General features: G+C 62.0%; 7 protein-coding genes. All 7 read right to left on the bottom strand.

Features of this window, described 5'->3' with window-relative positions; translation table 11 throughout:
• Positions 1-765: 765 nt before the first annotated feature.
• Entirely contained in the window at positions 766-1,287 is a 522-nt protein-coding gene (locus IDH44_RS19740) for a glucose-6-phosphate isomerase family protein (protein WP_190920550.1), read from the bottom strand.
• 507 nt (positions 1,288-1,794) lie between these two features.
• Entirely contained in the window at positions 1,795-3,465 is a 1,671-nt protein-coding gene (locus IDH44_RS19735) for a M81 family metallopeptidase (RefSeq protein WP_190920549.1), read from the bottom strand.
• A 52-nt stretch (positions 3,466-3,517) separates the two neighbouring features.
• Positions 3,518-5,755, bottom strand: a complete 2,238-nt coding sequence (locus IDH44_RS19730) for an AraC family transcriptional regulator (protein ID WP_190920548.1) — start codon at positions 5,753-5,755, stop codon at positions 3,518-3,520.
• Between the two features lie 44 nt (positions 5,756-5,799).
• On the bottom strand, positions 5,800-7,470 hold the full coding sequence (locus tag IDH44_RS19725) for an extracellular solute-binding protein (protein ID WP_190920547.1): 1,671 nt from the start codon (positions 7,468-7,470) through the stop codon (positions 5,800-5,802).
• An 83-nt stretch (positions 7,471-7,553) separates the two neighbouring features.
• Positions 7,554-8,429 (bottom strand): carbohydrate ABC transporter permease, encoded by an 876-nt coding sequence (locus IDH44_RS19720; protein WP_190920546.1) that lies wholly within the window; start codon positions 8,427-8,429, stop codon positions 7,554-7,556.
• Positions 8,430-8,445: 16 nt separating this feature from the next.
• Complete coding sequence (locus IDH44_RS19715; protein ID WP_317890222.1) at positions 8,446-9,354, bottom strand: ABC transporter permease; 909 nt, start codon at positions 9,352-9,354, stop codon at positions 8,446-8,448.
• Between the two features lie 251 nt (positions 9,355-9,605).
• Positions 9,606-11,819 (bottom strand): heparinase II/III domain-containing protein, encoded by a 2,214-nt coding sequence (locus tag IDH44_RS19710; protein ID WP_190920545.1) that lies wholly within the window; start codon positions 11,817-11,819, stop codon positions 9,606-9,608.
• Positions 11,820-12,255: the final 436 nt, after the last annotated feature.

The following is a 12,255-nucleotide window of genomic DNA, read 5'->3' as shown; positions in this document are numbered from 1 at the left end:
ATCGCAGCTGCCATTGGCTGCTAAACAGTAACGGACCAAGTGCGTCGCATGCACGAGCCTTCGAGCGTGAACCACTGACACTACCTGAACCACATAAGCCCAACTGTAAACGTGCAGTTAAAAAAACGTAAAAGCCCGCTTTTTCGCCTCCGAACTGCAAAAATACAGTTAAAATACGCCCTGCGGGCCAAAACGCCCCCGATTTTCGCTAAAATAACTGTACTTTTACATTTCATCCCGATCTCCAACCTCAACACGGCTCAATGAACTGTACTTTTGCAGGTCAGCTTGCCAGGACGATGATGTACCCTAGTTTGGAAGTATCCAAAAGACAACAAGATAAGACTCTCGGGATGGCAACTTTACCAAAAAGGAACCCTGCTCGAGGATAAGAATACCTGCAACCACGCTGGAAAGTCTAGTAGAAAATCTTGTGAACGTCCTTGGTCGAATAGGCAGTGGTCTATCCTTCTTAGATTGTGCCTTTGGAGCGGATTCTAGCTATAAAAAAGAAGCACCGCGGTATAAAGGATTAGCCACAGTGCCTCTAGTCCGAACAGTCCGAGCAGTCCGTAAAGAATGTACAAGATGATCAAACCCAGCCACACGCCACATTGTTTGGTTTCCGCTTTCGTGTAACACAATGAGGGGGAGCCGGAGCACCTAGGAGGGGGAGCCGGACCACTTGTGCGAGCTAACCGTCCCACAGTTCCAGCCCAATTTCAGCCCAGTTTCACCACAGTCGTTTCATTAGAACAGGAAATGCTATGCTTGCTCCGGCGCCTTGAAGTTCAGCCGCGCGGCCGTCTCGTAATCATGCCGAATGTTGGCCCCGCTCACTGCGAAAAAGACCAGCTCCTCGTCGCCTGAATTGATGACCCGATGCCCCCAGCCGCCGGGCGAATAGCTGATGTAGCCTTCCGCCACGAGCAGGCTGCGCAGCTCGCCGCCGCGATGCTGGATCAGCATTTCGCCGCGTCCGGCGATGCCGATGACCGCCTCCGCCGTATCCGGCTCGCCGTGAAAATGGCCCTTGGTCATAAAAAATTCGTCCCCGACCTGGCCCGGGTGCAATACCGTAATGTTGGCGAGCAAGTCGGTCTCGTCGTTCGGATACGGCAGCTCGTACACCTCGTACACCGTCGGATCGCCGTCCTCGAGCAGTCGCTCCACAGCTGCCTGATCCACGTACAGCGCCTTGAGCTGCGACAGCGTACGCCGCGTCACCAACGCGCCATAGCTTTTGTAATCCGCCGGCTTCAGCGGAATGGAAAAGCATTTGTCCATCGTGATCCCTCTTTTCTTGCAAATTGGAGTATCGTACATCTGAACGGAACGGACAAGCACCAACCAGAGCAGCGACACTCTAATGGCAGTGACACTCTAACAGCAGCGACGCTCTAACAGCAGCGACGCTCTAACAGCAGCGACGCTCTAACAGCAGTGACGCTCTAACGGACACCACAGGCGCTTACAGCCATTTTTCGTGCACTCTGCCGCGCTAACGGACACCAGGAGCGTTTAGCGAGGGTAAACCCGGATCCCATCGCGTTTTTGGTGCGCTAAGAGGCGCTCATGACCGTTAGCCGCTCACTTTGTCGCATTTACATCGCTAAGCGTCGCTCATGACCGTTAGAGAACTTCAAGCGTCAGGCATCCCCGATAAGGCGTTCCTGATCAGACATTCCCGATCTGACATCCCCGATAAGGCGTTCCTGATCAGGCATTCCGATCTGGCATCCCCGATAAGGCTAAGGCATTCCCGATCAGACATTCCCGATCTAGCATCCCCGATCAGGCATGCCCGATCCCGTGCGCCTGTCTCAGCCGCGCGCGCTCGTCCTCGCGCCGCCACGACGTGTCGGCATCGAGCGGATAGATCGGCCGCGGCGCACGACGGTACGCGATGTCCGTCAGCGTGATGCGCGTCTGACCGGGCGTGAGCGCGAACAGGCTGCGCGAGGCCAGCTCCTGATAGGCCGGGCTCTGGTAGCCGCTCTTGACGACGATCACGCGATAATCGGCGGGCTGCAGGCCGAGCCGGACGAGATACGCAGGGTCGGTCACGGCCATACGCTCCTGCGCTATGACGACGTCGACGCTGCCGATTCGCAGCACGGCCGCATTGCTGCCGGATCTAGCGCGACCGGCCGCCTGCAGATCGTCCCGCACGGCGAGCACCGTCCCCGTCACGCGCAGCGGACGACCCGCTGCAGCGTCCTCCGCGCCGTCTCCGGCGTCACGGTTCACTTGCGCTACGTTCCGTTCGCGATCTCGACCGTTGCGAGCCGGCTCCGCCTCCCGTGCATCCGCACCGCGATTAGCCCCCGTCCCCGGTCCGCGCTCGTCTTCCGATCCGCTGCGCCCCAGCTCCAGCTCGATCGACGCGCCGGCGCCGGCGGCTAGACACGCGGCATAGGCGCGGCGGTCGGCGACGACCGCTACCAGGGCGGCGCCGGCGCCGCGCCCCAGCAGCCGCTCCAGCACGAGCGTCGCGTCGCAGGCCGCACCGGCGGTCGGATTGTCCCCGGTGTCGGAGACGACGACCGGACCGGACGCTGCGGCGGACTCGGCGGCATAGGCGACGTCCAGCGCCTCATCGAGCGGATACGCCTCCACGGAATAGACGAACTCGGCCCGCCGGAGCCACCACGCCTCCGCCAGCTCGAGCGCGGTCTCGGTCAGCGTCTCCAGATGCCGCCGCTCCCCGCTGACGAGCGTGCGGATGCTGTGGTGCGGCGTATCCGCCCACGGGAAGCCGAGCGCGTAGTCCGCATTCAGCACCTCGGGCTTGCGGCAGGCTGCGTAGACGCCGGCGATCATGTCCTTCATCGGCGAGACCGTCGTCATCGAATGCTCGCCGCCGACCAGCATCGGCAGCTTGGCCGATACCGTGACGACGTCGAGCCGCTGCCGGATGATCTTGAGCAGCAGATCGGCGGCCCGCACGCCGGTGTCGTAGTTGTCCGTATGCGGCGCCGTGCGGAACAGCGTGAAGGCGTTGACGCTCGCCAGCAGCGCCTCCGTCACCGTCGCGTGCATGTCGAGCGCGCAGACGATCGGCACGCCGGGGCCGACGATCGCGCGCACCTCGTGCATCAGATCGCCCTCCGGATCCGGGACCGCCTCGGTATACATCGAGCCGTGCAGACACAGGCACACCCCGTCCACCGGACCCGCTGCGCGGACCGCCTCCAGGATGATCGCGCGCGCCTGCGCGTAGGCCTCGTCTGCGATGATGCCGGAGATGAACGGCCGTGCGTGTAGCGTCGGCACGATCTCCGCGCCCTCCGCCTGCAGCGTATGGATGATGCCGCCCGTCGCCTCGCTGCCGTCCGCCCAGAAGGTCTCCTCCAGCAGCCGCTCGCCCTCGATCGCGCGGAAGTCGGCGTAGGTGGTCGGCGTGCGGTTGAACGTATTCGTCTCGTGCATCAGCGTGCCCGTCACGATGCGCAGCTTGCTCATACTCATTCCTCCCTGGTCGCAGGAGATCTGCGTTTTCTTATTCTAGAGCCGCTTACTCCGCATCCTCCTCGCCCTCCGGCGTCTCCGGGTCGGGCAGCGCCTTCTGATATTGCTTGGGCGTGCTGCCGTACTTTTCCTTGAAGAGCCGAATGAAGTGATGCGTCGAATTGTAGCCGATCTTGGCCGAGATATCCTGGACCGACAGCCGCTTCTCGCGCAGCAGCAGCGCCGCCTGCTCCAGCTTGAGCGCGGTGACGTATTCAGAGAAGTTGCTGCCGGTCATCACCTTGAACATCTTGCTCAGATACGTCGGGCTGACATTGGCGTAATCGGCGACCAGATCCAGCGACAGCTGGTTGAACAGATTGTCCCCGATGAACGTCAGCACTCGCTCCGCGAACGCTTGGTCGAGCTGCTGCTTGCGCGCCTCCAGACTGTCCAGCACCCGGTCCGTCTGCGCCTCGATCCATTGCTCGAAGGCGTCGATGTGCGGGATGCTCTTGAACTGCTCCCGAATGTCGCCGCCGAACAGCTCGCTCGAGCTGAAGCCGAGGCTCTTGACGGTGCGGCGGATCGTCGAGACGACGTCCATCAGCATGTTGCGGCAATATTGCACCGTGTATGCGCCGCTGCGCGCCTCGTCCAGCACGCTGCCGATCAGCCCGCGCAGCCGCGCGCCGTCTCCGGAGCGCAGCGAGGCGGCGATGTCGTCCAGCACCTTGACCGCGCTGCCGCTGTCGCTGCGCGTCTCGACGTGCAGCGCCTCATGCACGAGCACCGTCGCCTCCGGATAGAGGAACGCATAGCTCCGCGCCTGGCGCGCCTCGCGGTACGAGGCGGCCACCCCGGCCGCGGCCGCGTCCTGACTGCCGCCGAGGCTGAGCACGCTGCCGGGCGGCAGATTGGACTGCACGAGCCGGTCGAGCGCTGCGGTGAGCCGCTCCAGCGGCGTCCCCGGGTCATAATGGAGGATACCGAGGATCCGGTGCCGCTCGTCCTTGATCGCATGGATCGCCGCCTCCGGGAGCCCCGCCTCGAGCTGCTCGATGAGGTGGAAGCAAGCCGCCAGCTCCTCCTCCGTCAGACGCTCGCCCGAGCTGGGCCGCAGCTGCACGACGAAGGCGCGCACCCGCTCATGCGTGAAGCGGATCGCCTGCGCCGAATCGCCGCCCTCCGGCGTCTGCCCTTCCATCGCGGCCCCGCTGAGCATGCCCAGGATGGCATTGTGCCGGACGATCGGCTGGTGGCGCGCCAGGCTTTGCTGCAGGGTGGCCATGCGCGACGAGATCGGCTTGTGCGCTTGCCGCGTCAGCAGCAGCGTGATGAGCAGATTGACGCCCAGGAAGGCGGCGCCGATGGCGGCCAGCCAGCTCGTGAGCTGCCTCGATTTCTCATAGAAATGCTCCACCGACGTCACCGACACATAGCGCCAGCTATTGTACTGCGAGGCCGCGTAGGAGATGACATGCGAGCGGCCGTCCAGCTTGTCGTAGATCATCCCCGTCTCGCCCTGCTCCGCTTGCGGCAGCTGCGGCGCAAAGGACGGCGTCTGTCCTGCCGCTTCGCCATTGCCAAGCCGATTGTCGGCAATGACGCGGCCGCGGGCGTCGACGATCAGCAGCGTACCTTCCTCCGGCGTCTTGACCGCGCGCAGCAGCTCGCCGAGCGCACTGACGTCGACATTGACCGCGACGACGGCCTGTCGCTTGTCGCGCGGCACGAAGTAGGGAATGCTGCGAACGTACGATGCGACTATGGCCGCATCGTACGTGCCGGCCCGGCGCGCGCCGAGCCATTCAATATTCAGATCCGAGGTCCGGAAGCGCTCCAGCCAATCGCCGCTGGCGCCCAGATCGCAGGCCGATTCGCTCAGCATGCAGACGTTGGTATCGCGGAACAGCAGATTGCTGCGCGTATAATACAGGTCGATCGAATGGACGAACGGCATGCTGTTTTTGATATCGTCGATGCGTCGGCTGACCCGCAGGATGGCCGCGGACTGGCGGCTGATGTCCCGCGTCAGCGGCACCGTCAGCGCCTCGTTGCTCTCCAGCTCGGAGAGATACACATTGGGCACGTTGACGATCGTCTTCAGCACCTGCTCGTCGATCGCCTGACGGAACTGACGGACCGTCTGCATGTTCAGCCCGTTGATTTCGCTTTCATACGCCGTCTTGAAGTATCGGTAGGAGACCAGCAGCGGCACGGTGGTAATGACGATTACCGTGATCAGGTTGAAGATCAGCAGCCGCCGGAATATCCGGTTTCCCGTCTCGCCCGTCCAGTTCAATCGAGGCCCCCCCTTTTTATGTTCCGGACCTGATTATACCACTGTTAACGTCCCATCAGCTCGTCGTACGCCGCGTTGACCGCTTCCTCCACCTCGGTGCCGCCGATGCGCATGAATTGCTCGGTATACGCGTCGAAGGCATCGACCGGCGATTCGCCCGTGATGATCTTCAGGTACGTCTCGATGGTCAGCTTATTGAGCGCCGAAGAGTTCTTTTCGAATACCTCGACCGTCGGCACGAACATCGACGTGTAGCCGTTGATGTTGGCATACTTGTCGCCGAATGCGTAGATGAACGGGTCTTTCTTTTTCAAGTACTCATCGTAGGATACCTTGACGCTGAGCACGTTTTTGCCCTTCTTGTTCTGATCCGCTACGGAATCGGCCGCGCTCAGATTGACGAAGGTATCGCCGTCGAGCTTCCAGTCCACACCCTCTTCGCCGGAGGTGACGCTCAGGTAGTATTCATAATCCGTGACCGCCGCTTCGACCATCTGCAGCACCGTGTCGAGCTTGCGCGGGTCCTCCGCCGCCTTGGTCGTGATCGCCACCGGATGGCTTGTCGTGTCCCATTGCGGGGTGCCGGATTTGCCTTCCGGTCCGACCGCGGGCACGCCGAATGCGAGCTCGCCGTCCGGCTGCGCGTCCATGAACGCCTTGTATTGGCCGCCGCCGACATCGTCCGGCAGACTCGGATCGAGCTCGTGGCGCCAATGGTAGAACATGCCCATCCCGGTGAGGCCGATTTTGCCATTATAGAACGCTTGCGAATCCGCCCAGTAGCCGGTCGTGTTCTCCGAGGTCAGGAATTCCGGATCGATGATGCCGTCGGCGTACCATTGCTGCAGCACCGCGAGCGCTTCCTTCATCTCTGGCTGGACCGCGGCGAATACGAGCTGACCGTCCTTTTCCGTGAATTGCAGCGACTTGCTCGGGTCGCCCTTGGCCGCCTGCTTGAAGTCCGAGATGCCCGGATAGCCGAAGGCGCCGAGAATGTTCGGCAGCGCGAAGTCGGACAGCCCGTACGTATCCTTCTGGCCGTTGCCGTCCGGATCGTCGTTGCGGAATTTATATAGCGCTTCCTCATACTCTTCCAGGGTCTCCGGCACCTTGGCGATGCCGACGTTGTCCAGCCAATCCTGCCGCCAGATGACGACGGTCGGGTAGCTGCCGTTCAGATTCGTCGTCGGGATGGCGTAGATTTCGCCGTTGAACATGACGCCGTCCCACGCCTCGGGGTAGTTCTCGTCGATGAAGGCCGTATAGGTCGGCGCCAGCTCTTCGAACTTCTCCTTCGGAATCGGGGCGAGAATGCCCTGATCGACATATTTGGCAATGTTTTGCCGGTTCGGAATTTTGAGCACGTCGGGCATTTCGCCGGCTGCCAGCTTGACGTTCAGGTTGTCGTCCCACTTCTGCGCGTCGACGTACCAGAAGTCGAATTCGGCGTTGAACTTCTCCTCGACCATCTGCACGACCGCCGAATCCGCATCCGGCTCCGCGTAGGAATCGTAGCCGAGCCACTCGAGCACGACCGGCTCCTCCGGCTCTTCTACGGCTGCATTGTCGCCATTATTCGTCTGTCCGGCGGCGCCGTCCGTGTTCCCGGCATTGCCGCTCTCGGGCGCATTATTGTTGCCGGCGCAAGCGGCCAGCAGCGTCACCAGCATGATGCAGGCCAGCAGCGCGGCCATTCGTTTCGTCGTCGTTTTCATCTTGTTTACCCCTCCATCGTTGTCCAACTATTATATATGATCCTGCGGCGGGATACCCGCCCAGGGAAAGCGCATTGCCGCAATCAGCCCTTGACCGAGCCGATCAGCGTACCCTTGACGAAATACTTCTGCAGGAACGGATAGACGCACATGATCGGCAGCACGGAGACGACGAGCGCCGCCATCTTGACCGTCTCGGTGCTGACCGCCGCCTGCATGCTGGCGCTCGTCTCCACCGACACGTCCTGGCCTTCCAGCAGGATGCGGCGCAAAATCAGCTGCAGTACCTGCTTGCTCTCCTCCTGAATGTAGATCATGCTGTCGAACCACGCGTTCCAGTGCCAGACCGCCGTATAGAGGCCGACCGTGGCGATGATCGGCAGCGACAGCGGCAGCACGATGCGGAACAAGATGAACACATCGTTGGCACCGTCGATCTTGGCCGATTCCTCCAGACTCTCCGGCAGCGCGATCATGAAGTTGCGGACGATGAGCAGCAGGAACACGCTGATCGCGCTCGGCAGCACGAGCGCCCAGATCGTATTCATCAGCCCGAGCCCCTTGACGAGCAGGTAGGTCGGGATCATCCCGCCGGAGAAGAACATCGTCAGCACGACGAATCCGGTCCAGAACTTGCGATGCGGCAGCCGCTTCTTGGACAGCGGATACGCGCCGAGGAAGGTCAGCAGCAGCGTGATGGCCGTGCCGAGCAGCGTACGTAGCACCGTATTGCCGTAGGCCGTCCAGATCGCGTCATAGCGCAGCACCTTGGCATAGCCGCTGAAGTCCAGCACCGTCGGGAAGAGGTGGAAGCCGTAGCTGTTGACAACCTTGGGCGGACTGAGCGAGATCGTTACCACCTGCAGCAGCGGCAGCATCATCGAGAGGACGAGCACGAGCAGCGCCGCGTAGACGCCGATCAGGAACAGCCGGTCCCCGAAGTTCATTTTGGTAGCCATTGTCGCACCCCCTTCGTCAAAAAATCGTCTCGTCGCTGAACTTGCTGGCCAAATAATTGGCCGTCAGCACGAGAATGAGCGCCACCACGTTTTTGAACAGACCGACCGCCGCGGCATAGCTGTAGTTCATCTTCAGCAGCCCTTCCGTGTAGGTGTAGGTGGACAGCACGTCGCCGACCTCCATTACCTTGGCGTTGAGCAAATTGAACACCTGCTCGAAGTCGTCGTTGATGATCGCGCCGGAATTGAGAATCAGCATGATGACGATGACCGGCGCCATCGACGGCAACGTGATATACCAGATCTTCTGCACCCGGCTGATGCCGTCGACCTCGGCCGCCTCGTACATCTCCGGGTTGATGCCGGCGATCGCCGCCAGATAGATGATCGCCGAGAAGCCGACGGTCTGCCAGATATCCGTACTGACGAGAATCGCGCGGAACCAGCCCGGCTCGGTGATGAAGTAGATCGGATCGATGCCGAACCAGGCCAGCGCCATGTTGACCGCGCCGCGGCTCGGCGAGAGGAACTCGATGACCAGTCCCGCCAGCACGACCCAGGACAAAAAATGGGGCAGATAGCTGATCGTCTGCACCGACTTTTTGAACCAGCCGACCGACACCTCGTTGATGAGCAGCGCCAGCACGATCGGCGCCGAGAATCCGAATACGAGCTTGTAGAAGTTGATAATCAGCGTATTGCGCAGCACCGTGCCGAACGCATAGCCGCCGAACAGCTCTCTGAAATTGTCCAGTCCGGCCCACGGACTGCCGAGCGTGCCTTCGAGAATTTTGTAGTCTTTGAAGGCGATGATGACCCCGTACATCGGTCCGTAATGAAAAATCGCAAAATAGACGAGGACGGGAAGCAACATCAAAAACATGTACTTATGGGAGGCGTAGTCTTTCCAGATGGAATGCTTCACGCCGCACTCTCCTTTCTGTTTCAAGCCGTATCACGCCGGCCTGTCGACCGCAGCCACCCTTGATAGCGTTTACAAATCCGGCGAGTGATCTTATCGTAATGCGCCGGCTTCAAATCCACAATCCGCAAAAACTTCTGAACGTACCATTTTTTTGATCAGGCCCGCTTTTTGCAAAATATCACGATGCTGCACACGTACCGATATTTTGCAAAGCCGCGCTACGACTGGTTTTTTGAATACGTGCGCCGCCGTCAAAGGGCGGCGGCAGCCGTTTCGCCTTGGGCCTGCAATGCGCAATGAAACGACAGTCGGCAGGTCAACTCTCGCGCCAGCGCCTCGGGGCGGACCGCCAATCGGGTCCGGTAGACGGTCAGCGGAGCGCCCGAATGGTCGGCGGTCTGCACGGCTTCGGTCTGCAGGTCCAATTGCCGCGCGTCATAATGCAACGCGACCTCGCCGCGTCGTCCCCGCCATGTCACATGGCCCGGCTCGCCGAGCGGCTCATGCAGACTGATCAAGCGTTCCTCGAGCTCGCGAGGATGCTTGGAGAACCGGAAGCGGTCGGTCAGCACGAGCGTCGCGCCGCCGGTCTCGCTCCATGTCCAGACGAAGTCCCGCTCCAGGCTGCGCAGTGTATCGTCTGCATAGGCTGAAGCAAGCTCGAGCTGGAATCGTGTGCCGTCGGCTCGTCGCATATGATGCAGCACGCGAGCCGCGTGTCTGCGGCCGTCCTGCTGTGCCAGCCCGTTGACAAGCGGCACCGAGTGTCCTTCGGAGGAGGGATGCAGCAGCGTGTAGCGCGCCGGACCGAAGTAGTTGCGGGTATACGGGCCGCCGCCCGGATCGGCGAGCAGGCTCTCGCCGCCGACGTGCAGGATGAATTGGCCGAGGTCGTTGTGATTATGCGGCTCCGCATTGTGCCCGCCCTTGGCCGAGAAGGCGAGCCCGCCTCGCCTGGCCACGAGATAGCCGAGGTCCGCGAAATAAAATTGACCGTCCCGGACCGGCCGGCCCAGCAAGCCAGGGTCCGTCCACAGCAGATTGCGCGTCACATGCGGCCAGCGGTAGCAATCCTCGGCCCGCAGGTCCGGCACTTCGGCCAGATAAGGGACGTCCGTGCCGAGCCGGGCCTTGAGACGCGACAGCAAGCCGGGGTGCAGCAACAGCTGCCAGGCGTCGGCGTACAGCACGAATTGCCCCGCCGAGAACTGTGACGCGGCCGGATACGCTGCGATGCGCCGAATCTTGTCGCGGTGCGCCGGGTCCCCTTGGCGCAGCAAATCGAGCCGGCCGGCGGTGAGCTGGGCCAGCATATCGGCAAAGTAGACGTAGTAGCCAAAGCCGTATTGCCAGTACGATACGCCCTCGCCGCAGCCGCCGTCTGCGCCGTAGCCCTCCAAAAAGCAAGCCAGCGGCTCCAGCATATCGGCGATCCGGTCGGCCAGCCGTTCGCGGTCCTGCTCCAGCAACAGCAGCGTCATGCCGACGGCGCCGCCGCATACGGCGGCCCAATTGTCCCGGCGCGTGCGCCAGGCGAAGCGCACCTTCCGCTCGAAAAGCGGATGGAAGACGCGCGCTTCGATCGCGCCGCGCACCCGATGCACGATCCAGGGAGACAAGCGATCGCCGATCAGCCACAGCGTCTCGGCCAGCGCGTGCGCCGTCTCGGCTGCAAAAAGGTCGACCATTTGCTCCGGCGGCGCTTCGTGGGCGAGGCAAGCCGCCAGATCGCCCGGCAGGCAGGCGGGCAGACACCACGTATATTCGTTGCAGATCTCCCAGAGCAGATCCTCCAGCGCCTCCAATGGCTGGCGCGCCTCCGCCGACGCAGACGTGGGCGGGGGCGTCGCGCTTGCGGTCTCTGGCGTTGGCGCCTCAGAGCTTGCCGCGCTTGTGTGCGCCTCTGGCGATGGCGCCTCAGAGCTTGCCGCGCTTGTGTGCGTCTCTGGCGATGGCGCATCAGAGCTTGCCGCACTTGTGTGAGCCTCTGGCGTTGGCGCCTCAGAGCTTGCCGCGCTTGTGTGCGTCTCTGGCGATGGCGCATCAGAGCTTGCCGCACTTGTGTGAGCCTCTGGCGTTGGCGCAGCGGCATAGGTCATGCCCAAGTTGGCGTCATGAGAGTAACTGTCTGCCGCGCAGTCTTGCTCAAGCAGTAGCTGCAGCGTCAAGACCAGCAACTGCCCGCGCCGCTCGAAGTACGGCGCCTCGTATTCCGCCCGTGTCCCCTGCTGCTCGAACAGGCGGAACAGGCGATACGGCAGCGCGGGTACCGCAGCGCGCGACGCCTGCTGCGCGGCGACGCGAATCTCCGTCAGCAGTGGCTGCAAATGCTCCGCGTCCTTCAACTCCGCCAGGCGCTCGCGCGTCAGCGGCGCGCCGTACGGGAAGGCCGGCGGCCGCGCCACCATTGTCGGTCGTGTCGGCGTCATCGGCAACGCCTCGTAGATTTCTTGTCTGCTGTACATCTTGCATTCCCCCTTGCCTTCAATCGTGGCATGCGGCATCGAGTCGTACTGCTGGCTGGTCACGGTACGCGTCGCATCCGACTCGCCAGTCCCGGAACGTCTAATGCGCGATCCGGTATCGACTCGACCCATGTCGGCATGTCTATCGCGCGATCCGCTATCGACTCGACCTACTATGCCGCCGTGGTCCAGTGGGCGTCGTGCTGTCGACTCGAGCTGTGCCGGTATGTGCCGGTACTCAGCACGCCTTCGACTGGACGCGACTCGAGCCGTGGCGGCATGCCCTGCCTTGCAGCGGCTTACCCGCATTATGCCCGCCCTGCCGACGCAAGGGAATAGCAAACTTCTGCGATCATACCGTTATTGTGCAAGGCGGAAGGCGAAACGGCGAAACCATCCTCTGGAAGCGCCTCCCAATTTATGCTTATTTCCTCCT

Origin of the sequence: Paenibacillus sabuli, assembly GCF_014705605.1 — a bacterium.
Classification (GTDB): domain Bacteria; phylum Bacillota; class Bacilli; order Paenibacillales; family Paenibacillaceae; genus Paenibacillus_D; species Paenibacillus_D sabuli.
Note: the sequence above shows the minus strand (reverse complement) of the source record. Positions and strands in the feature narration are given on the sequence as shown.